This is a genomic window from Pseudomonas sp. B6001, assembly GCF_013386015.1.
Lineage (GTDB): Bacteria > Pseudomonadota > Gammaproteobacteria > Pseudomonadales > Pseudomonadaceae > Aquipseudomonas.
In genome coordinates, this window is sequence record NZ_JACAOX010000002.1 from 140,696 (window position 1) to 163,759 (window position 23,064).

The 23,064-nt window shown below is 61.3% G+C and carries 18 protein-coding genes; 14 read left to right on the top strand and 4 right to left on the bottom strand.

What is annotated here, in order from left to right; translation table 11 throughout:
* Positions 1-136 precede the first annotated feature (136 nt).
* A complete protein-coding gene (locus tag HX821_RS02955; protein WP_003216927.1) occupies positions 137-1,081 on the bottom strand; it encodes a GlxA family transcriptional regulator in 945 nt (314 codons plus the stop codon).
* 193 nt (positions 1,082-1,274) lie between these two features.
* On the opposite strand from HX821_RS02955, the gene HX821_RS02960 reads away from it, so the two are divergent.
* The 6 genes from HX821_RS02960 to HX821_RS02985 all read left to right on the top strand — a co-directional run bounded on the left by HX821_RS02960 (position 1,275) and on the right by HX821_RS02985 (position 6,728).
* The gene (locus HX821_RS02960) at positions 1,275-2,219 is read left to right on the top strand and encodes a choline ABC transporter substrate-binding protein (RefSeq protein ID WP_003216926.1); all 945 of its coding nucleotides are present in this window, start codon (positions 1,275-1,277) and stop codon (positions 2,217-2,219) included.
* Positions 2,220-2,306: 87 nt separating this feature from the next.
* The gene (locus tag HX821_RS02965) at positions 2,307-3,194 is read left to right on the top strand and encodes a 3-keto-5-aminohexanoate cleavage protein (RefSeq protein ID WP_003216924.1); all 888 of its coding nucleotides are present in this window, start codon (positions 2,307-2,309) and stop codon (positions 3,192-3,194) included.
* Positions 3,195-3,354: 160 nt separating this feature from the next.
* On the top strand, positions 3,355-4,320 hold the full coding sequence (locus tag HX821_RS02970; protein ID WP_017476440.1) for an L-carnitine dehydrogenase: 966 nt from the start codon (positions 3,355-3,357) through the stop codon (positions 4,318-4,320).
* Between the two features lie 118 nt (positions 4,321-4,438).
* Positions 4,439-4,915 carry a thioesterase family protein gene (locus HX821_RS02975; RefSeq protein WP_177035272.1) on the top strand — a complete coding sequence of 159 codons (477 nt, stop codon included), beginning with the start codon at positions 4,439-4,441 and terminating at the stop codon, positions 4,913-4,915.
* Between the two features lie 9 nt (positions 4,916-4,924).
* Positions 4,925-6,085 (top strand): gamma-butyrobetaine dioxygenase, encoded by a 1,161-nt coding sequence (locus HX821_RS02980; RefSeq protein ID WP_177035273.1) that lies wholly within the window; start codon positions 4,925-4,927, stop codon positions 6,083-6,085.
* A gap of 379 nt (positions 6,086-6,464) precedes the next feature.
* Complete coding sequence (locus HX821_RS02985; protein WP_003216918.1) at positions 6,465-6,728, top strand: hypothetical protein; 264 nt, start codon at positions 6,465-6,467, stop codon at positions 6,726-6,728.
* A gap of 107 nt (positions 6,729-6,835) precedes the next feature.
* Here the strand turns inward: HX821_RS02985 and HX821_RS02990 are convergent, their stop codons facing one another.
* A complete protein-coding gene (locus HX821_RS02990) occupies positions 6,836-7,939 on the bottom strand; it encodes a GlxA family transcriptional regulator (protein ID WP_003216915.1) in 1,104 nt (367 codons plus the stop codon).
* Between the two features lie 540 nt (positions 7,940-8,479).
* Positions 8,480-9,856: an L-serine ammonia-lyase gene (locus tag HX821_RS02995; protein WP_177020218.1), complete on the bottom strand. Its 1,377-nt coding sequence runs from the start codon at positions 9,854-9,856 to the stop codon at positions 8,480-8,482.
* A gap of 436 nt (positions 9,857-10,292) precedes the next feature.
* Here HX821_RS02995 and HX821_RS03000 point away from each other — a divergent pair, with 436 nt between their 5' ends.
* The 3 genes from HX821_RS03000 to choV all read left to right on the top strand — a co-directional run bounded on the left by HX821_RS03000 (position 10,293) and on the right by choV (position 13,328).
* On the top strand, positions 10,293-11,240 hold the full coding sequence (locus tag HX821_RS03000; protein ID WP_003216912.1) for a choline ABC transporter substrate-binding protein: 948 nt from the start codon (positions 10,293-10,295) through the stop codon (positions 11,238-11,240).
* 67 nt (positions 11,241-11,307) lie between these two features.
* The gene (choW, locus tag HX821_RS03005) at positions 11,308-12,153 is read left to right on the top strand and encodes a choline ABC transporter permease subunit (protein WP_003216909.1); all 846 of its coding nucleotides are present in this window, start codon (positions 11,308-11,310) and stop codon (positions 12,151-12,153) included.
* On the top strand, positions 12,150-13,328 hold the full coding sequence (gene choV / locus HX821_RS03010) for a choline ABC transporter ATP-binding protein (RefSeq protein WP_177027999.1): 1,179 nt from the start codon (positions 12,150-12,152) through the stop codon (positions 13,326-13,328). The genes choW and choV overlap by 4 nt, the downstream gene beginning before the upstream one ends.
* Positions 13,329-13,482: 154 nt before the next feature.
* On the opposite strand, the gene HX821_RS03015 is transcribed toward choV, so the two are convergent.
* A complete protein-coding gene (locus tag HX821_RS03015; protein ID WP_236260840.1) occupies positions 13,483-15,417 on the bottom strand; it encodes a BCCT family transporter in 1,935 nt (644 codons plus the stop codon).
* A 376-nt stretch (positions 15,418-15,793) separates the two neighbouring features.
* Between HX821_RS03015 and betI the strand changes: the two genes are divergently transcribed.
* From betI to HX821_RS03040, 5 genes are all read left to right on the top strand, one after another.
* Complete coding sequence (gene betI / locus HX821_RS03020) at positions 15,794-16,387, top strand: transcriptional regulator BetI (RefSeq protein WP_003216902.1); 594 nt, start codon at positions 15,794-15,796, stop codon at positions 16,385-16,387.
* Positions 16,388-16,448: 61 nt separating this feature from the next.
* Positions 16,449-17,921 carry a betaine-aldehyde dehydrogenase gene (gene betB / locus HX821_RS03025; RefSeq protein WP_177035274.1) on the top strand — a complete coding sequence of 491 codons (1,473 nt, stop codon included), beginning with the start codon at positions 16,449-16,451 and terminating at the stop codon, positions 17,919-17,921.
* A 196-nt stretch (positions 17,922-18,117) separates the two neighbouring features.
* A complete protein-coding gene (gene betA, locus HX821_RS03030; RefSeq protein ID WP_003216899.1) occupies positions 18,118-19,821 on the top strand; it encodes a choline dehydrogenase in 1,704 nt (567 codons plus the stop codon).
* 211 nt (positions 19,822-20,032) lie between these two features.
* Positions 20,033-21,475, top strand: coding sequence for a TldD/PmbA family protein (locus HX821_RS03035; RefSeq protein ID WP_177035275.1), 1,443 nt, complete (start codon positions 20,033-20,035; stop codon positions 21,473-21,475).
* Positions 21,475-22,791 carry a TldD/PmbA family protein gene (locus HX821_RS03040; protein WP_177035276.1) on the top strand — a complete coding sequence of 439 codons (1,317 nt, stop codon included), beginning with the start codon at positions 21,475-21,477 and terminating at the stop codon, positions 22,789-22,791. The genes HX821_RS03035 and HX821_RS03040 overlap by 1 nt, the downstream gene beginning before the upstream one ends.
* Positions 22,792-23,064: the final 273 nt, after the last annotated feature.

Here is a 23,064-nt window from a genome sequence, read left to right on the forward strand (position 1 = left end):
TACATCGCACATCCCCTGTGGGAGCGGGCTTGCTCGCGAATGCGGTGTGTCAGTCAATACATGTAACGACTGATCCACCGCATTCGCGAGCAAGCCCGCTCCCACATTTGATCTGTGTTGTTTTCAATAGCGGTGTTCATACCGCTTCCCGGCGCCGATCTTCCCTTGGGCACTTGGCAAACCTTGCCCGGTAGCTGCGGGTGAAATACGACGGCGACTCAAACCCGCAGGCGATGCTCACCTCCAGCACGCTCAGGTCGCTCTGGCGCAACAACTGCCGAGCCTTTTCCAGGCGCAAACCCAGGTAGAAGTTGCTCGGTGTGTCGTTCAGGTGCAGCCGAAACAAGCGCTCCAACTGCCGCCGCGTGACCTTGATCGCCTCCGCCAGCGCCAGTGTGCTCAACGGCGGTTCCGTGTGCTGTTCCATCTCCCCAATCACCTGCACCAACTTCTTGTTGTTGATGCCGTAGCGCGTGGCGATCTGCATGCGTTGGTGGTCTTTGCGCGGGCGGATGCGGCCGAGCACGAATTGCTCGGACACCTGGATCGCCAACTCTGGCCCGTGGGCCTGGCTGATCAGGTCGAGCATCAGGTCGATGGACGCGGTGCCGCCCGCCGAGGTGATGCGCCGGCGGTCGATCTCGAACAGCTCCTGGGTTACCGTCAGCTGTGGATAAGATTCCTTGAAGGCGTCGATGGCTTCCCAGTGCAGGGTCAGGCGGTGGCCGTCGAGCAGGCCGGCTTCGGCGAGTACGCAGGCGCCAGTGTCGATGGCGCCGAGGGTCACGCCGTCGTGGTCAAGGCGACGCAGCCAGTGTTCCAGTGCGGGCGTGGCGAACTTCAGCGGTTCGAAGCCGGCCACCACCAGTAAGGTCGAGCCTTTCTTCAGCGGTTCCAGTGCGGCGTCGGCGTTGACCGACATGCCATTGCTCGCCAGCACCGCGCCGCCGTCGGCGCTCAAGACGTGCCAGCGGTACAGCTCGCCGCGAAAACGATTGGCGACACGTAAAGGTTCGATCGCGGAGATAAAGCCGATGGCGGAGAAGCCCGGCATCAGCAGAAAGTAGAAATCCTGGGACATGGAGCGCTCTCGTAGGACGGACAGCGTGGTCACTGTGATACGCCAGTTCAATCGGTCATTCAAGGGGGCAGGTCGCTGCAGTGCAAGAGCTGGTCGCCGCCGTGCGTTTTGTCGGGGACCAAGCTGCGTAACTTGGCTGCACGGTGCACAAAGACGCCGGAACCCACAATAACAACCTGCCGAGGGAACCACCATGAACCGACTGATCAGCCGCTGCGTGCTCGCACTCAGCGCCAGCGCCATTTTGAGCACCAACGTCATGGCAGCCGATGCGGCTTCTTGCCAGAACGTGCGCATGGGCGTGGTGAACTGGACCGACGTAATCGCCACCAGTGCCATGACTCAAGTGTTGCTCGACGGCCTCGGCTACAAGACCAAACAGACCAGCGCGTCCCAGCAAATCATCTTTGCCGGTATTCGCGACCAGCGCCTGGACATGTTCCTGGGCTACTGGAACCCGCTGATGACCCAGACCATCACCCCGTTTGTCGACGCCAAGCAGGTCAAGGTGCTCGACAAGCCGTCCCTGGAAGACGCCCGCGCGACCCTGGCGGTGCCGACTTACCTGGCCGACAAGGGCCTGAAGACCTTCGCCGACATCGCCAGGTTTGAAAAAGAACTGGGCGGCAAGATCTACGGCATTGAACCGGGCTCGGGCGCCAACACCCAGATCAAGGCGATGATCGCCAAGAATCAGTTTGGCCTGGGCAAGTTCCAACTGGTGGAATCCAGCGAGGCCGGCATGCTCGCCGCCGTCGACCGCGCCGTGCGCCGCAAGGAGGCCGTGGTGTTCTTCGGCTGGGCGCCGCACCCGATGAACGTCAACGTGGCGATGACTTACCTCACCGGCAGTGATGACGCGCTGGGCCCGAACGAAGGCATGGCCACCGTGTGGTCCGTCACCTCGCCGACCTACGCCGAGCAATGCCCCAACGTGCACAAGTTGCTCAGCAACCTGACCTTCACCGCCGCCGACGAGAGCCGAATGATGCAGCCGCTGCTGGATCACAAGGACGCTTTCGAGTCGGCCAGGCAATGGCTCAAGGATCACCCGCAAGACCAGCAGCGCTGGCTCGAAGGCGTGACCACCTTCGACGGCAAACCCGCCGCAGCCAACCTGCAATTGACCAGCAAATAACCTGTCTTGAATCACCGCTTCGCAGCCGCTCCCGGCTGCGAACGGTATGACTACGCCTGAAAATCACGCCTGTAAGGAACCTGCCTCATGAACCACGACGTCATCATCACCTGCGCACTCACCGGTGCTGGCGACACGACCGCCAGAAGCCCTCACGTGCCGGTCACTCCGAAACAAATCGCTGCCGCGGCGGTGGAAGCAGCCAAGGCCGGTGCCACCGTGGTGCATTGCCACGTACGTGACCCCGAGACCGGCAAGTTCAGCCGCGACGTGGCGCTGTACCGCGAAGTGATGGAGCGCATCCGCGAGGCGGACGTCGACATCATCGTCAACCTCACCGCCGGCATGGGTGGCGACCTGGAAATCGGTGGCGGCGAGAACCCCATGGAATTCGGGCCCAACACCGACCTGGTGGGCCCGCTGACCCGCCTGGCCCATGTGGAAGAGCTGCTGCCGGAAATCTGCACCCTGGACTGTGGCACCCTGAATTTCGGCGATGGCGACACCATTTACGTCTCCACCCCGGCCCAGCTGCGGGCTGGCGCCAAACGTATTCAAGAGCTGGGCGTAAAAGCCGAGCTGGAAATTTTCGACACCGGCCACCTGTGGTTCGCCAAGCAGATGATCAAGGAAGGCTTGCTCGACAACCCGTTGTTCCAACTGTGCCTGGGCATCCCGTGGGGCGCGCCGGCCGACACCACCACCATGAAGGCGATGGTCGACAACCTGCCGGCAGACGCGGTGTGGGCCGGCTTCGGGATTGGTCGCATGCAGATGCCGATGGCGGCGCAAGCGGTGCTGCTGGGCGGCAATGTGCGGGTCGGCCTGGAAGACAACCTGTGGCTGGACAAGGGCGTGCTGGCGACCAACGGCCAGTTGGTGGAACGCGCCAGCGAGATCCTCAGCCGCCTGGGTGCGCGGGTCATGACCCCGGCCGAAGGCCGCGTGAAGATGGGCCTGACCAAGCGCGGCTAAAACACACTGCACGACGCCCTGCAGGAACCGAATCAAATGTGGGAGCGGGCTTGCTCGCGAATGCGGTGGATCAGCCACCGAATGCATCAACTGAAAGCCCGCTCCCACATTTTGATCTTGGCTCTCACACAGAATCACCGAACTCTCTTAGGAATTTGCCATGAGCTTTATCACTGAAATCAAAACCTTCGCAGCGCTGGGCAGCGGCGTTATCGGCAGTGGCTGGGTATCCCGCGCACTGGCTCACGGCCTGGATGTGGTGGCCTGGGACCCGGCGCCTGGCGCCGAAGCCGCCCTGCGCAAACGTGTCGCGAATGCTTGGGGCGCCCTGGAAAAACAAGGCCTTGCACCCGGCGCCTCGCAAGACCGCCTGCGCTTTGTGGCCACGATTGAAGAGTGCGTGAAAGACGCCGACTTCATCCAGGAAAGCGCCCCGGAACGCCTGGAATTGAAGCTGGAGTTACACAGCAAAATCAGCGCGGCGGCCAAGCCGAATGCGTTGATTGGTTCGAGTACTTCGGGGCTGTTGCCGAGCGAGTTTTATGAAGGCTCCACGCACCCGGAACGTTGCGTGGTGGGGCATCCGTTCAACCCGGTTTACCTGTTGCCGCTGGTGGAAGTGGTAGGCGGCAAAAACACTGCGCCGGAAGCGATTCAGGCAGCAATCAAGGTGTACGAATCCCTCGGCATGCGCCCTTTGCATGTGCGTAAGGAGGTGCCTGGGTTTATCGCTGACCGACTGCTGGAAGCCCTGTGGCGTGAGGCGTTGCACCTGGTGAACGATGGTGTGGCAACCACCGGCGAGATCGATGATGCGATTCGCTTTGGCGCCGGTTTGCGCTGGTCGTTCATGGGCACGTTCCTGACCTATACGCTGGCGGGCGGTGATGCCGGGATGCGGCACTTCATGGCGCAGTTCGGCCCGGCCTTGCAGCTGCCGTGGACCTATCTGCCGGCCCCGGAACTGACCGACAAGTTGATTGACGACGTGGTGGACGGCACCAGCGATCAGTTGGGCAAACACAGCATTTCGGCGCTGGAGCGCTATCGTGATGATTGCCTGCTGGCGGTGCTGGAGGCGGTGAAGACCACTAAGGAAAAACACGGTATGACCTTCGCCGAATAACCGCTGTTGATTTTCTGTGGGAGCTGGCTTGCCTGCGATAGCGATGTTGGATTCACCGCCGCCATCGCAGGCAAGCCAGCTCCCACATTTGACCGAGTACATACCCGGAATTCATGACATGGCCGCATTGACCACCTACACCACCAAAATCCTCCCCGAGTGGGTCGACTACAACGGCCACCTGCGCGATGCGTTCTACCTGCTGATTTTCAGCTACGCCACCGATGCGCTGATGGACACCCTGGGCCTGGACAGCGAAAACCGCGAAGCCAGCGGCCACTCGCTGTTCACCCTGGAGTTGCACCTCAACTACCTGCACGAAGTGAAACTGGGCGCCGCCGTCGAGGTGCACACCCAACTCATCGCCCACGACCGCAAGCGCCTGCACCTCTATCACAGCCTGCACCTGGTGGGCGACGAAAAGGAGCTGGCGGGCAACGAACAGATGCTGCTCCACGTCGACCTCGCCGGGCCGCACTCGGCGCCATTCAGTGAAGCGGTGCTGGGCAAGCTTGCCAGCATCAGCGCCGAACAAACCGACCTGCCGAAGCCCGCCCTGCTCGGCCGCGTGATTGGACTGCCACCCCAAAAATAAGGAATCGCCATGCAAACCGCCGCCGCTGTTGCCGACTTCCGTACTTACCCACTGATCAGTGACCTGGCCGATGTGCACGTGCACGGCGATCACCTCAGTGTGCGATGGGCCGATGGGCGGGTCAGCCCGTTTCATCACCAGTGGCTGCGGGACAACTGCCCGTGCCCTGTTTGCGTCTACAGCGTGACCCGTGAACAGGTGCTGGAAATCGTCGATGTGGACGAACACCTCACGGCCCTCGGTGCTCGTATCGACCAGGGTCTGCTGACAGTGGAATGGAGTGGCGGGCATCGCAGCCAATACGATCCCGGATGGTTGCGGGCGCACGCCTACGATGATGAATCACGCGCGGAGCGCCGGGCGGCCAAGCCGAAATCCCGGCTGTGGGACCACAGGTTCGAGCTGCCCGTCTTCGACTACGCGGCATTGATGGAAGACCCGAAAGCCCTGCTGCAATGGCTGCTGGCCCTGCGTGACAGCGGCCTCACCCAAGTGCGCGGTGTGCCCACCGAACCTGGCTCGCTGGCGCTGATCGCCAAGCGCATTTCGTTCATCCGCGAGAGCAACTTCGGCGTGCTGTTCAACGTACAGTCCAAGGCCGATGCCGACAGCAACGCCTACACGGCATTCAACCTGCCGCTGCACAGTGATTTGCCGACGCGGGAGCTGCAACCCGGGCTGCAGTTCTTGCATTGCCTGGTGAACGACGCCGACGGGGGCGAGAGTATTTTTGTCGACGGTTTTGCGATTGCCCGGGCGCTGCGGGACGAAGATCCGGAAGCCTTTCGCGCGTTGTGCGAGATCCCGGTGGAGTTTCGCAACAAGGACCGTCACAGCGACTATCGCCGGCTGGCGCCGATCATCGCTCTGGATGCCTTGGGTGAAGTCGCCGAGATTCGCATGGCCAACTTTCTGCGCGGGCCGTTTGAGGCGCCTGCAGAGCAGATGCCGTTGCTCTATCGCGCCTATCGCCGGTTTATTGCGATGACCCGGGAAGAGCGTTTTCGGCTGGTCAAACGTCTGAATCCGGGCGAGCTGTGGTGCTTTGATAATCGCCGGACCCTGCATGCGCGCAATGCGTTTGATCCGGCGTCCGGCGCGCGGCATTTCCAGGGCTGCTATATCGACCGCGATGAGTTGTTGTCGCGGATATTGGTGTTGCAGCGGTAGACCGAGGCGCCCCCTTCGCGAGCAAGCCCGCTCCCACATTTGACCGAGTTCCTCCTGAAAAAACGCGGTCAACTGTGGGAGCGGGCTTGCTCGCGAAGGGGCCAGCAGCTTCACCTCAAATTTCAGCTCAAAAAAAGCCCCGATCCAGCCGTGACAGGATCGGGGCAGAGTGCTTTGTGTGAGCGGCGCATCCCGAGGGTGACCAAACCTTCAAGCTGCTTGCTTGATGCCAGTGTGCACACTCCCCTGCCTTGCGAGTTAGCCGAAAACGACCTGTTCATAGGTGTGCCGGACATTCATGCATTCAGGCCTTGCCGACTCGGTGATGGCCTACCAGAATCGACTTCAATCCCCCGCTCCCCTAACAAGGATTAACGTCATGATGCACGCGGATTTGATTGACCAGGATGACCTGCTGGGCCAGCTGCGGTCGTTGGGTTTCGAGGTGTCCAGCGGCGCTACCGCCGAGCAGGCTTGCGAGTGTGCGGTGCGCGGCTTGAGCGCGGCACGGGCCAAGGCGCTCAAGGGTATGGTTGAGCAGATGTACACCGGCAGCGCGACGATCTTGCCGGCGGTGAGGCAGGCGATCGACAAGCAGTTGTTGCCGGCGCTGGTGCAATTTCGGCAGAACTCTGGCGCCTGATATACCGCATTCGCGAGCAAGCCCGCTCCCACATTCGACCGCGTTCCTACTGAAAAAACGCGGTCAAGTGTGGGAGCGGGCTTGCTCGCGAATGCAGGCGACTCGGTCTAAAGCCTTACACTCGCGAAAGTCGACTCATTCCTGGCCTGGCTCAACGCCGACAACGGCCCGGACAACGGTGACAACACCAGCGCCTGCGGAATCGGCATCATCGCTACCTGCTGCGTGGTGTTGGAACCCACACGCTCATCCCGCGGCGGAATGCCGAAGTATTCGCGGTAGCACTTGGAGAAGTGCGGCGTGGAGACAAACCCGCACACCGACGCCACTTCGATGATCGACATCGGCGTTTGCTTGAGCAACTGCCGCGCACGGATCAGGCGCAACTTGAGGTAGTAGCGCGACGGCGAACAGTGCAGGTATTTCTGGAACAACCGCTCCAGTTGACGCCGGGAAACCGCGACGTACACCGCCAGCTCATCGAGGTCGATCGGCTCTTCCAGGTTGGCCTCCATCAGCGCGACGATTTCCTGCAACTTCGGCTGGTTGGTGCCAAGCATGTGCTTGAGCGGCACACGCTGGTGATCCTGTTCGTTGCGGATGCGCTCGTACACAAACATCTCGGAGATCGCCGCCGACAACTCACGGCCGTGGTCACGGCTGATCAGGTGCAGCATCATGTCCAGCGGCGCGGTGCCGCCGGAGCTGGTGAAGCGGTTGCGGTCGAGGGTGAACAGGCGGGTGCTCATGGCCACGCGGGGAAAGGCTTCCTGCATCGACGCCAGGCATTCCCAGTGCACGCTGCAATCAAAACCGTCCAGCAGGCCGGCGCAGGCCAGGGCCCAGCTGCCGGTGCACACCGCGCCAAGGCGACGGGATTGGCGCGCCTGGCTTTGCAGCCACGACACATGTTCACGGGTCACGGTGCGCTGGATACCCACGCCGCCACAGACGATCACGGTGTCCAGGGCCGGGGCTTTGTGCATGGAAGCATCGGGGGTGATTTGCAGACCGTCGCTGGCCCACACCTGGTTTCCGTCCACACTCAACGTCGTCCAGCGATACAGCTCGCGGCCGGAGAGTTGGTTGGCCATGCGCAGGGGTTCGACTGCGGAGGCCAGGGAAATCAGCGTGAAATTGTCCAGCAGCAAAAAGCCGATGGATTGAGGCGCACGGTTCTGGGGTTGAGCCCCGGAGTTGAACGACGTCATCGCGGTATCTCCTCACACAAAGCGGGTGATGGCCTCAGGCGAGGCTCTTGTTATTGCGCTCATCGCCTTAAGGAAACTCCTATGGCGAGAGGCTTTGTATTGATAGAGCAAATGCCATGCCTAAAGTTGAATGCGTATTCAATAACTCCTGAAAACGACCTCATGACGTGTCTATATAAGCCCGCGCATGGAGTGGGGGATATGACCCAGAAAAGACGTGAGAGAACGCAGGCTCAAGGTGTGTGAGCAGATCGGTAGCACTTGTGGGAAGGGAGAGAAACGACGTGGGAAAAGTCTGTCACCACAAGCACGGGTGACCGATGGTCATGAGGGGAAATCGTTCGGGAGCTACTTATCTAATTGCGACGCGCTAAAAGGTGGCGCTTTTGGTTCTGGTGTTCACTTTATGAGCAGTGTTGCCCGGTCTACCGCATTCGCGAGCAAGCCCGCTCCCACACTTGACCGCGTTTTTTCAGTAGGAACTCGGTCGAATGTGGGAGCGGGCTTGCTCGCGAATGCAGGCGACGCGGTCTTTCCGGATCAACACTCCACCGCACTCACCGCCAACCCACCCCGCGATGTTTCCTTGTACTTGTCATGCATATCCGCCCCGGTATCGCGCATGGTGCGGATCACCCGGTCCAGCGAGATGAAGTGCTGGCCATCCCCCCGCAGCGCCATCTGCGCCGCGTTGATCGCCTTCACCGCGGCAATCGCATTACGCTCGATGCACGGCACCTGCACCAGCCCGCCTACCGGGTCGCAGGTCAGGCCGAGGTTGTGCTCCAGCCCGATCTCCGCCGCGTTGCATAACTGCTCCGGCGTCGCACCGAGGATCTCCGCCAACCCCGCCGCCGCCATGGCGCACGCCGAGCCGACTTCACCCTGGCAGCCGACTTCGGCACCCGAGATCGACGCGTTCTTCTTACACAGGATGCCCACCGCCGCCGCGCCGAGGAAATAGTCGACCACGTTGGCCTCGGTCACTTCTTCGCTGAACTTCATGAAGTAGTGCAGCACCGCCGGGATGATCCCCGCCGCGCCGTTGGTCGGTGCCGTGACCATGCGCCCGCCGGCGGCGTTTTCTTCATTCACCGCCAGGGCGAACAGGTTGACCCATTCCATCGCGCTCAAGGTCGAGCCGATCACGTTCGGCTTGCCCAGCTCCTGCAAGCTGCGGTGCAACTTGGCTGCACGGCGCCTTACATTGAGGCCGCCGGGAAGGATGCCTTCGTGCTTTAGGCCTTGCTCCACGCAATCCTGCATGGCGCGCCAAAGCTTCATCAGGCCGCTGCGGATTTCTTCTTCCGAGCGCCAGGTTTTTTCGTTCGCCAACATCAGCTCAGCGACGCGCAGGTTGTGGGTCTTGCACAGCTGCAGCAGTTCCACCGCACTGGAAAAATCATAGGGCAGCTCGGTGCGGTCCATGTCCGCCACGCCGCTTTTGGCCTGGGCTTCATCCACCACGAATCCGCCGCCCACCGAGTAGTAGGTGTCGCGGTGCAGCTCGCCGTTATCACCGAACACCACCAGGGTCATGGCATTGGGGTGGAACGGCAGGTTTTCGTCGATCAGGCGCATGTCCCGCGCCCATAAGAAAGGCACCGGCAAACGTGCGTCCAGCAGCAGGGTGTTGGTCTCGCGCAGGGTTTCGATGCGGATGCCGATCTGTGACGGATCGATCGCGTCCGGCCACTCGCCCATCAGGCCCATGATCACCGCGTTGTCGCTGCCGTGACCGATGCCCGTGGCCGATAAGGAGCCATACAGCTGAACTTCGACGCGCCTGACTTGTTCCAACACATCACGTTCACGTAATCCTTGAACGAACAACGCCGCGGCGCGCATGGGGCCGACGGTGTGAGAACTCGAAGGCCCAATGCCGATCTTGAACAGGTCGAAAACGCTGATAGCCATTGCCGTGAAACTCCTCGATGAGCACAGGCCAGGCGCACATAACGCCTGGTGACGGAGCTGCTACGCTCATGTCGCAATCCGCCCAGATGCGGCCATCATCAAGCTTTTGCTGGCGCTCACGGCGTCTCACACCGACGTACCCATGCTCATCAGCGCCGCTGTTGTGGAAGGCGACGTTTTGGCCGTTTTTTGCGGTGCAGATCGGTAAAAAGTGCAGTTTTGCCGTGGAAAAAATCTGTAAGCGACGTCACCGACACTGGATACGACCATCCCTGTACTGGATACGACGCCCCCTGTAGGCGTCAGATTTTCACTGGTACATGATCAGTCTCGACTCGTTTGCACAGTTGCGTGGCAGAGCTGTGCCGCACGCCCAACCGCAACACCTATAAGCGCGGTGTTATTGCCGCCAGAAAAACACCAGGAGTCCACCCCCATGAAAGGTTCCCCGTCGTTGTTGTTGGCCGCCATGCTGAGTCTGCCAGTCGTGGCTCACGCTGCAGAACCGGCGCAATGCCAGACCGTCAACTTCTCCGATGTCGGCTGGACCGACATCACCGTCACCACGGCCACCACCAGCGAAGTCCTCAAGGGCCTCGGCTACAAACCCCGCACCACGATGATTTCAGTACCCGTGACCTACAAGTCCCTGGCCGACGGCAAGAACATGGACATCTTCCTCGGCAACTGGATGCCGACCATGGAAAACGACATCAAGCAGTACCGTGATGCCGGCACCGTGGAAACCGTGCGCGCCAACCTGGAAAACGCCAAGTACACCCTGGCCGTACCGGAAGCGCTGTACAACAAGGGCCTGAAAGACTTCGCCGACATCGTCAAATTCAAGGATGAGCTGGGCGGCAAGATCTACGGGATCGAGCCGGGCAACGACGGCAACCGGACCATCCAGACCCTCATCGACAAGGACGCTTTCGGCCTGAAAACCGCCGGTTTCAAAGTGGTCGAATCCAGCGAAGCCGGGATGCTTTCGCAGGTGGAACGCGCCACCAAGCGCGACCAGGCCATCGTGTTCCTCGGCTGGGAACCGCACCCGATGAACACCCGCTTCAAGATGAAGTACCTGACCGGGGGTGATGATTCATTCGGCCCCAACTACGGCCAGGCCACCATCTACACCAACGTCCGCAAGGGCTACACCCAGGAATGCAGCAACGTGGGCCAGTTGCTGAAAAACCTGTCGTTCACCCTGAACATGGAAAGCACCCTGATGGGTAATGTCCTGGACGACAAAATGAAGCCTGACGCCGCCGCCAAGGCGTGGCTGAAGAAGAACCCGCAAGTGCTCGACACCTGGCTCGCCGGTGTCACCACGGTCGATGGCAAACCAGGACTGGAGGCCGTCAAAGCTTACCTCGCCAAGTAACCGCTGACCCCGGGCCGGTACGCTGGCCCGGGATGTTTTTCCTCTTCGCATGTGGACATTCACTACCATGCTGACTGAACATAAAATCCCGCTAGGCCAGTACATCGCTGCCTTCGTTGAGTGGTTGACCCAACACGGGGCCGCCTACTTCGACGCAATCGCATCGACCCTGGAAACGATGATCCACGGCGTGACGTTCGCGCTGACCTGGTTCAATCCACTGGCATTGATCGGTCTGATTGCGCTGCTCGCTCACTTCATTCAACGCAAATGGGGCCTGACCGTTTTTGTCATCGCCTCCTTCCTGCTGATCCTCAACCTGGGGTACTGGCAGGAAACCATGGAGACCCTGGCGCAAGTGCTGTTCGCCACCCTGGTCTGCGTGGTGATCGGCGTGCCGCTGGGCATTGTTGCCGCGCACAAACCGATGTTCTACACCCTGATGCGGCCGGTGCTCGATCTGATGCAGACCGTACCGACCTTCGTCTACCTCATCCCTACCCTGACCCTCTTCGGGCTGGGTGTGGTGCCCGGGCTGATTTCCACGGTGGTGTTTGCGATTGCCGCGCCTATCCGTCTGACTTACCTGGGTATCCGTGATGTACCGCAAGAGTTGATGGACGCCGGCAAGGCCTTTGGCTGCTCGCGCCGTCAGTTGCTCTCGCGGATCGAACTGCCCCACGCCATGCCGAGCATCGCCGCCGGCATTACCCAATGCATCATGCTGTCGTTGTCGATGGTGGTGATCGCGGCCCTGGTGGGCGCCGACGGCCTCGGCAAACCGGTGGTCAACGCGCTGAACACCGCCGACATCGCCCTGGGCTTTGAAGCCGGCCTGGCGATCGTACTGCTGGCCATCATGCTCGACCGCATCTGCAAACAACCCGACGCCAAAGTAGGGGGTGATGCATGAGCATTATCCGATTCGAAAATGTCGACGTGATCTTCTCCAAAGACCCACGCGAGGCGCTCAAGCTGCTGGACCAGGGCATGACGCGCAACGAGATCCTGAAAAAGACCGGGCAGATTGTCGGCGTTGAAAACGCCAGCCTGGATGTCGAGAAAGGCGAGATCTGCGTGCTGATGGGCCTGTCCGGTTCGGGCAAGTCGAGCTTGTTGCGCTGCATCAATGGCTTGAACACCGTCAGCCGCGGCAAGCTGTTTGTGGAGCATGAGGGTCGCCAGATCGACATCGCATCCTGCACCCCCGCCGAGCTGAAAATGATGCGCACCCAGCGCATCGCCATGGTGTTCCAGAAGTTCGCCCTGATGCCCTGGCTGACGGTGCGCGAGAACATCAGCTTCGGCCTGGAGATGCAGGGCCGCCCGGAGAAAGAACGACGCAAGCTGGTGGACGACAAGCTGGAACTGGTGGGCCTGTCGCAGTGGCGCAACAAGAAGCCCGACGAGCTTTCCGGTGGCATGCAGCAGCGTGTCGGCCTGGCCCGCGCATTGGCGATGGACGCCGATATCCTGTTGATGGACGAACCCTTCTCGGCACTCGACCCGCTGATCCGCCAGGGCTTGCAGGATGAGTTGCTGGAGCTGCAACGCAAGCTGAGCAAGACCATCGTATTCGTGAGCCACGACCTGGATGAGGCGCTGAAACTCGGCAGCCGCATCGCGATCATGAAAGACGGGCGGATCATCCAGTACAGCGTGCCGGAAGAGATCGTGCTGAACCCGGCGGATGACTATGTGCGGACCTTCGTGGCCCACACCAACCCGCTGAATGTGCTGTGTGGCCGCAGCCTGATGCGCACGGTGGATAACTGCACCCACGTCAACGGCTCCATCAGCCTGGACCCGGGCGGTGACTCGTGGCTGGACCTGGCCGAAGGCAACACCATCAAGGGCGCGCGGCAGAACGGTTCGGTGCTGAACTTGCAGAACTGGGCACCGGGGCAATCGGTGGAGGGCCTGGGCCGGATGCCGACGCTGGTGGATTCGAATATCGGGATGCGCGATGCGTTGCAGATTCGGTACCAGACAGGCAACAAGCTGGTGCTGCAGGACGACAACAAGGTGGTGGGGATTCTGGGTGACAGCGAGCTCTATCACGCCCTTTTGGGCAAGAACCTGGGCTAACAGACACCACAAAATAAATGTGAGAGCGGGCTTGCTCGCGAATGCGGTGTATCAGTGTCAGATGTACTGACTGACACTGCGCATTCGCGAGCAAGCCCGCTCCCACATTTTGCTCAGGTGGTGTCAGTAACGACACCACCTGTCCTTTCAACACTCAGCTATAGACACGGCCAAGGAGCTGCCGATGGCTTTCAAACTGATCGAGCACGTCCCGGGTGATCTGCTCCTGGGTGAAGCCCATCAGGTCGTATTCCTGAGGCCCGTTGTGCAGGTAAACCTCGGCGCGGTAGTAGCGCGTGCGTTCTTCCTCGGGCAAGTCGTTCGGTGCCGACGAATAAGCATCCAGGCTGACCTCGTAGACAAACGGATTGCCCTCTTGCATCTCGATGCGCACACCAATGCAGCGCTTGGATTTGCCCAGCAGGGTCTGCACTTCCAGCCCCTGGTCACGCAACGCAGTCGCCGCTTCTTCCAACGCCGGCGTGACGTGCTTGTCCATAAAGCGTTGCACGGTACCCTGGCTCGGTTGCAGGTCCAGGGCAGTCAAACGCTCGCTGAAACCACGCCGACCACGCTCGGCCAACTGCGCCTGCTCCAACTCGATCGCCACGTCCTGGCGCATCGCCTTGTGCAGGCCGAACATGAAGAACACCAGCACCACCGAGAACGGCAAGCCCGCCAGCACCACCATGGTTTGCATGGCTTCGAAGTTACCGGCGAACAGCAGGCCGATGGTCACCAGGGTGATCACCGCCGACCAGAAAATCCGCAGCCAGTGCGGCGCATCTTCGTCAACGTTGCCGCCCTTGCAGGACAGGTTCGCCATCATCACCGCGCCGGAATCCGCCGGGGTCAGGAACAATACGAAGCCGACGAAGATCGACACACCGATGACGATTTTCGACGCCGGGTAATGCTCAAGCAGTTGGTAGATCGCCATGGACGGCTGTTCCAGCGCCGTCTTGCCCAACTCCACCGCGCCATGGTTCACCACCAGGTCCAGGGCCGAGTTGCCGAAGATCGACAGCCACGCCAGGGTGAAGCCCAGTGGGATCAGCAGCACGCCGGCCACCAGTTCACGCACCGTGCGACCACGGGAAATACGCGCGATGAACATGCCCACGAATGGCGCCCAGGAAATCCACCAGGCCCAGTAGAACAGGGTCCACAGGCCCATCCAGCGTTCGGTCTTGTCGGCGTCGCCTTCGTACACGTACAGGTCGAAGGTCTTCAGCACGATGCCGTTCATGTAGTCGCCGATGTTCTGCACGAAGCCGTTGAGCAGGTGCAGGGTCGGGCCGAACAGCAGCACGAAAATCAGCAGGCCGCTGAACAGCACGATGTTCAGGTTGGACAGGCGGCGAATGCCGTTCTCCACACCCGACACGGCGGCAATGGTCGCCACGGTGCTCATCACGATGATCACGATCAGCAGGTTGGTGTTGCTGTGCTGCATGCCGAACAGGTTTTCCAGCCCGGACGACACTTGCATCGAGCCAATCCCCAGGTTCGTCACCAGGCCCAGCAGGGTCACGAACATGCCGAAGCCGTCCACCGCGTGACCGGCCGCGCCTTTGACCCAACGCTCGCCCACCAGCGGGTACAGCGCCGAGCGCAGGGCCAGCGGCTGGTTATGACGGTAGGCAAAGTACGCCACGGCCAGGCCGACCAGTGCGTAGATCGCCCAGCCGTGCAGGCCCCAGTGCAGGAACGTCAACTGCAACGCCTGGCGTGCAGCTTCGCCGGTGGCCGACGCGCCTTCAGGCGGGTTGAAGTAGTGGTCCAGCGGCTCGGAGGCGCCGAAGTACAGCAGCGAGATGCCGATGCCCGACGAGAAGAGCATGCCGGCCCAGGCGCCGTAGCTGAAGTCCGGGGTGTCGTCCTTGCTGCCCAGTTTCAATTTGCCATAGGACGAAAACGCCAGGCCCACCACAAACACCAGGTAGGCGGCGATCACGACCATGTAGTACCAGCCAAAGCTTTTCGACAACCAGGCTTGGGCCACACCGAGCATCCTGCCGGCTTCCTGCGGGGCGATGATCAGAATCGCGGTCAACAACAGAATCAGCGCGGTGGAGGTGTAGAACACCCAACCGTTGACCCGCACCTTTTCTGGCGGGGTCTTTATAAGAGAGGCAGAACTCATGGCACAGATGCTCCGGGCAGTGCAGAGAAACACAAGGCAACGCTTGACCCGAGCCATCGATTTTTCGGCAGTCGACGGACGGGTGTATAAAGACACCCCGAAAAACCATAAACCCCCGGCGAACCGCTGTGCCGGGCTGTTTCATGGGTTTTCCCGATGTCAGGTGGCGCCACATGCACGTAGGAAATACCTGTAGGCAGCGACCATTTGTCGCAGATCTTATTCTTTGTTGATTGAACGTTCAATCAAAACAAAATAGACTGGCCCTCAAGCCGACGGACGTTTATCGCCCGTTGGCAGGCCTAAGGAGAGGTGCACGATGCCCAAGGTCGGTATGCAACCCATACGCCGCCAGCAGTTGATCGAAGCCACATTGACGGCCGTCGATCAGGTCGGAATGGGGGATGCCAGCATTGCGCTGATCGCCCGTCTGGCCGGTGTCTCGAATGGCATCATCAGTCACTATTTTCAGGACAAGAATGGCCTGATCGCCGCCACGATGCGGTACCTGATGAACGTGCTGATCGAGAACGTCACCGAGCGCCGGTTGGCGCTGAAAGATGACAGCCCGCGGGCCCATCTTCAGGTGATCATCGAAGGCAACTTCGACGCCAGCCAAGTCAACGGCCCGGCTATGAAAACCTGGCTGGCCTTCTGGGCCACCAGCATGCACCACCCGTCATTGCACAGGCTGCAGCGGATCAACGATCACCGTCTGTATTCCAACCTGTGTTGCCAGTTCCGCCGAGCGTTGCCGTTGCCCGAGGCACGCAGCGCAGCCCGAGGCCTGGCGGCCCTGATCGACGGTTTGTGGTTGCGCGGCGCCCTGTCGGGAGACGCTTTCGACACGGAGCAGGCGCAACGGATCGCTTACGAATACATGGATTTCCAATTGGCCAAGCAGGTGAGTTAGAGCACACATAAACGCTCAACTCCCGAACCGCGCCAACCACTAATGCACTTGCGAGGACTTTATGGCCCGTTTCGAACTGCAAAAACTCTACATTAACGGCGGCTACTCCGACGCTGGCAGCGATGCCACTTTCGAAGCCATCAACCCGGCTAACGGTGAAGTTCTCGCCAACGTGCAACGCGCCACCAAAGAAGACGTCGAGCGCGCTGTGGTCAGCGCCGAAAAGGGCCAGAAAATCTGGGCCGCCATGACTGCCATGGAGCGTTCGCGCATCCTGCGTCGTGCCGTCGACATCCTGCGTGAGCGCAACGACGAACTGGCCGCCCTGGAAACCCTGGACACCGGCAAGCCGTATTCCGAAACCCAATACGTCGACATCGTCACCGGCGCTGACGTGCTGGAATACTACGCAGGCCTGGTGCCCGCCATCGAAGGCGAGCAGATCCCGCTGCGTGACACTTCTTTCGTCTACACCCGTCGCGAGCCGCTGGGCGTCGTGGCCGGTATCGGCGCATGGAACTACCCGATCCAGATCGCCCTGTGGAAATCCGCACCTGCCCTGGCGGCCGGTAACGCGATGATCTTCAAGCCAAGCGAAGTCACCTCGCTGACCACCCTGAAACTGGCTGAAATCTACACCGCCGCCGGCGTTCCGGATGGCGTGTTCAACGTCCTGACCGGCAGCGGCCGTGAAGTCGGCACCTGGCTGACCGAACACCCGCGCATCGAGAAAGTCTCCTTCACCGGCGGCACCGACACCGGCAAGAAAGTCATGGCCAGCGCTTCGAGCTCTTCGCTCAAGGAAGTCACCATGGAACTGGGCGGCAAATCCCCGCTGATCATTTTCGACGACGCCGACCTCGACCGCGCCGCCGACATCGCGATGATGGCCAACTTCTACAGCTCGGGCCAGGTCTGCACCAACGGCACCCGCGTGTTCGTTCCGACCGCCCTCAAAGGCGCGTTCGAAGCCAAGATCGCCGAGCGCGTTGCCCGCATCCGCATCGGCAACCCGGAAGATGAAAACACCAACTTCGGCCCGCTGGTCAGCTTCGCCCACATGGAAAGCGTGCTCGGCTACATCGCCAAAGGTAAAGAAGAAGGCGCCCGCGTGCTGTGCGGCGGCGACCGTCTGACCGACGGTGAATTCGCCAAGGGTGCCTACGTGGCCCCGACCGTGTTCACTGACTGCACCGACGAAATGACCATCGTCCGTGAAGAAATCTTCGGCCCGGTGATGAGCATCCTCACCTACGACACCGAAGAAGAAGTGATCCGCCGCGCCAACGACACCGACTTCGGCCTGGCCGCTGGCCTGGTGACCAAGGACCTGAACCGCGCCCACCGCGTGATTCATCAGCTGGAAGCCGGTATCTGCTGGATCAACGCCTGGGGCGAGTCCGACGCGAAGATGCCGGTGGGCGGCTACAAGCAGTCGGGCGTGGGCCGTGAAAACGGGATCAGCTCGCTGAACAACTTCACTCGCATCAAATCGGTACAGGTTGAGCTGGGCGACTACGCCTCGGTGTTCTAAAACCTGATTGAGCCTGGCATGGCCCATGTGGCGAGGGGGCTTGCTCCCGTCGGGCCGCGAAGCAGCCCCATGCCAGGTACCGCAGTTCTTTCAGACAGAACTCGAGCGCTGACTTTGCGACTGCTGCGCAGTCGAACGGGAGCAAGCTCCCTCGCCACAAAAGCAGCCTGAACCAACTTTCACGAGGGTGCATTTAATGTCCCAAGAATACGACTACATCATTGTGGGTGCCGGCTCTGCCGGTAACACCCTGGCGACCCGTCTGACCGAAGACGAAGGCGTCACCGTCCTGCTGCTGGAAGCCGGCGGCCCGGACTATCGTTTCGATTTCCGTACCCAGATGCCAGCCGCCCTGGCGTTCCCGCTGCAAGGCCGCCGCTATAACTGGGCCTACGAAACCGATCCAGAGCCACACATGGACGGCCGCCGGATGGAGTGCGGTCGCGGCAAGGGCCTCGGCGGCTCCTCGCTGATCAACGGCATGTGCTACATCCGCGGCAACGCGATGGACTACGACAACTGGTCGAAACTGCCGGGCCTGGAAGACTGGACCTACCTGGACTGCCTGCCGTATTTCCGTAAAGCCGAAACCCGCGACATCGGCCCGAACGACTACCACGGTGGCGACGGCCCGGTCAGCGTGACCACGCCAAAGGCCGGCAACAACCCGCTGTTCCACGCGATGGTTGAAGCCGGCGTACAGGCCGGTTACCCACGTACCGAAGACTTGAACGGCTACCAGCAGGAAGGCTTCGGCCCGATGGACCGTACCGTGACGCCAAACGGTCGTCGCGCCAGCACCGCTCGCGGTTACCTGGACACGGCCAAGAAGCGCTCGACGCTGACCATCGTCACCCATGCCCTGACCGACAAAGTCCTGTTCGAAGGCAAGCGCGCCGTTGGCGTTCGCTACCTGATCGGTGCTGCCGAAGAACGTGTTGAAGCCCGTGCCCGCAAGGAAGTCCTGGTGTGCAGCGGCGCAATCGCTTCGCCGCAACTGCTGCAACGCTCCGGTGTTGGCCCGGCGAAACTGCTGGAAAGCCTCGACATTCCGGTGGTCCACGACCTGCCTGGCGTCGGCGAAAACCTGCAGGATCACCTTGAGCTGTACCTGCAATACGCGTGCACCCAACCGGTCTCGCTGTACCCGTCGCTGCTCTGGTACAACCAGCCGGCCATTGGTGCCGAGTGGCTGTTCAACGGCACCGGCATCGGCGCCAGCAACCAGTTCGAAGCGGGCGGTTTCATCCGTACCCGTGAAGAGTTCGATTGGCCGAACATCCAGTATCACTTCCTGCCGGTAGCGATTAACTACAACGGCAGCAACGGTGTGAAAGAGCACGGTTTCCAGGCGCACATGGGTTCCATGCGTTCGCCGAGCCGTGGCCGCGTGCAGCTGAAGTCGAAGAACCCACGGGAATACCCGAGCATCCTCTTCAACTACATGTCTACTGAACAGGACTGGCAGGAATTCCGCGACGGCATCCGCCTGACCCGTGAAATCATGCAGCAGCCGGCACTGGACCAATACCGTGGCCGCGAAATCAGCCCGGGTATCGACGTACAGACCGACGAGCAACTGGACAAGTTTATCCGTGAGCACGCCGAGACCGCGTTCCACCCGTCCTGCTCGTGCAAGATGGGCACCGACGAGATGGCCGTGGTTGACGCCGAAGGCCGTGTGCATGGCATGCAGGGTCTGCGCGTAGTTGACGCGTCGATCATGCCGATCATCACCACCGGCAACCTGAACGCGCCGACGATCATGATCGCCGAGAAAATCGCCGACAAGATCCGTGGCCGCAAGCCACTGCCGCGCAGCACTGCGGATTACTACGTGGCAGGCGATGCGCCGGTGCGTGGCAAGCCGATGCGTGAAGTGGGTCCTACAGCGCAGTAACTGATGGACCGAGGTGCTCCCTTCGCGAGCAAGCCCGCTCCCACATTTTTGATCGTGTGAACCCGATCAAATGTGGGAGGGGGCTTGCTCCCGAAGAGGCCCGATCTGACACCGCAAGACCTCCCGCCCGCCTACACTTTCCTTGATCAGCTCCCAGCCCAGGCCTACTCTGTTTGCCTGCCCGCGCCGAGCCGCCCACAAGGAAGGCCCCATGTTCGAACACCACGCCACACTCAAAAAGCAGTTCAGTGCCCTGCGCACTACCGCCGAATTCTTTTCCCTGCGCTACGTCCGCGAGTCCGGCCAGTACCTGTCGGTACGCAAGAACGTCGCCGAGCCGCCACACCTCAGCCAGGACGAAGGCGCGATGCTCACCGTGCGCCTCAATGGCGTCGAAGCCTACGCCGCCACTCACGACATTTCCCTGCCCGGCCTGCAAGCCGCCCTTGAGCGCGCCGAACAGCAAGCCCGGCTCATCAAGCCCCACGCCCTGCTCGACCTGCGCGACCAGCCAGTGTCCAGCGACATTGCCGACTACCTGTCGCCGAGCCTCGACCAGCCCTTCCCGTCCCTGAGCGACTGCTACCAACTGCTCGGCGCCGAATCGGCCGCCGTGCCCAAGGACGAGCGCCTGGTGAACTGGGAAGTCAGCCTGGGCACCACCCACGTCGAACAGATCTACCTCAACAGCGCCGGCGCCGAACTGCGCCAGGCCCAGCGGTTTGTGTTCCCGGGTGTCAACGTCACGGCCTACGACGGCAATGACAGCCAGACCCGCACCCTGGGCGGCACCAACTTCGGCCAGCAAGGCGGCTTTGACGTGATCAGCCGCTTCGGCCTGGTGGGCGCGGCCCCAAAAGTCGCAGACAGCGCCCTGCAATTACTGTTGGCGCCAAACACGCCCAACGGCAAACGCGACCTGCTGCTGACGCCCGACCAGATGATCCTGCAGATCCACGAATCCATCGGCCACCCGCTGGAACTGGACCGCATCCTGGGCGACGAGCGCAATTACGCCGGCACCAGCTTCGTCAAGGCCAGCGATTTCGGTCACCTGCAATACGGCTCCAACCTGCTGAACGTGACCTTCGATCCGGACATTCCCGAGCAGCTCGCCAGCTATGGGCATGACGACGACGGCACGAAGGCCAGCAAACAATTCCTGATCCGCGAAGGCTTGCTGCTCAAGCCGTTGGGCGGTGCGTTGTCGCAATACCGCGCCGGCATGCAAGGCGTGGCCAACAGCCGCGCCTGCAGCTGGAACCGCGCGCCGATCGACCGCATGGCCAACCTGAATATCGAGGCCGGCGACCAGAACATGACGCAGCTGATTGGCGGCATCGAGAACGGCATCCTGATGTCCACCAACCGTTCGTGGTCGATTGACGATGCACGCAACAAATTCCAGTTTGGCTGCGAGTGGGGCCAGTTGATTGAAAACGGCGAACTCAAAGGCGTGGTGAAGAACCCCAACTACCGGGCGATTTCCGCGCAGTTCTGGCGCAACCTCAGCGCCGTCGGCGACGCCAGCACCTTCAAGGTGCTGGGCACGCCGAACTGCGGCAAGGGCGAACCCAACCAGGTGATCCGCGTCGGCCATGCGTCGCCGGCCTGTGTGTTCAGCAACGTGGACGTGTTCGGGGGAGACGCCTGATGAATAATTTCAAAGCCCTGGTGGATTGGCTCAAGCAGGCCATCACCGACCACGAACAATTCCACCTCGGCTACGCCGACGAGTCCTCCGAGTTTGTGCGTTTCAACCACGGCAAAGTGCGCCAGGCCGGCCAGGTGCAACAGGCCAGCCTGAACCTGAAGCTGATCAACGACGGGCGCCACGCCGACCTCGGTATCACCCTGGCGGGCGAGCCTGAACTGGATCGCCAGCGCCTGGCCGACGGCCTGCAACAACTGCGCGAGACCTTGCCGTTGTTGCCCCAGGATCCGTACCTGCTGCTCAACCACAACGCCTGGCAAAACAAGGACCAGCAGGACCGACCGCTGCCGGACCTGGCCCAGGTGCTGGAAGCAGTCAGCCTGGCCGCTGAAGGTGTGGACATGGTCGGCTTCTACGCCGCCGGCCCTATCAGCCGTGGTTTCGCCAGTTCATCAGGCGCCTTCGGCTGGCACCAGGCCAACAGTTTCAACTTCGACTTCAGCCTGTTCCACGCCAACGGTGAAGCGGTGAAAGCCAGCTACGCCGGCAACGATTGGGACAGCGTGGCCTTCGCCCAGCGTTTCAAGCAGGCCCGTGAGCAACTGGAATACCTTGGTCGCCCGCTGCACCCGCTGGCACCGGGGCAATACCGCGCCTACCTGGCACCGGCGGCCATGGAAGAGATCATCAGCATGCTGACCTGGGGCGGGTTTTCCGCCCAGGCCATCGCCAGCAAAGGCAGCCCGTTGCAACGGTTGTATGGCGGTGATCAGTCCTTGAGCCCGCTGGTGACCCTGGACGAACAGGTCAGCGGCTCCCTGAGTTCGGCGTTTTCCCGTGACGGCTATCCGCGCAGTGATGTGAAGCTGATCAATGCCGGCAAGGCTGAAGGCCAATTGGTGAACTCCCGCAGTGCCGCCGAATACGGCTTGAGCACCAATGGCGCCAGCGGCGATGAATCTCCAAGCGCCCTGCAGATGGCGGCCGGCGACCTGGCCCAGTCCGATATCCTCAAGCAATTGGGCACCGGCTTGTACATCAGCAACCTGTGGTACCTGAACTACTCCGACCAGCCCGCCGCGCGCCTGACCGGCATGACCCGCTTCGCCACGTTCTGGGTCGAAGACGGCGAGATCAAGGCGCCGGTCAGCACCATGCGTTTTGATGACAGCGTGTACAGCCTGCTGGGCTCGCAACTGGAAGCGCTGACCGCTGATCGGGAATTGCTGCTGTCGGCGAGTACGTATAGCCAGCGCAATACGTCATCCAATCTGCTGCCGGGGGCGCTGGTAAAACGCCTGACCCTGACCTTATAAGCAACGCAAAACCCATGTGGGAGCGGGCTTGCTCGCGAATGCGGCGTGTCAGCCACTACATCTGTGACTGAGGCACCGCATTCGCGAGCAAGCCCGCTCCCACAGTTGATCGCATTCCACATTTTGATTCGGTTCATCCTCAAAGCCCCACTCCAGACACCTGGCCGTCCGGCCAGTTGTCGCTCGCGAAAAACCTCGTTATAAAGGTTGGTGGCACCTAGCCACGTCCGCGCGGTAAAAAAACTCAAACAACACCCCGCCGTCCTCAACCCA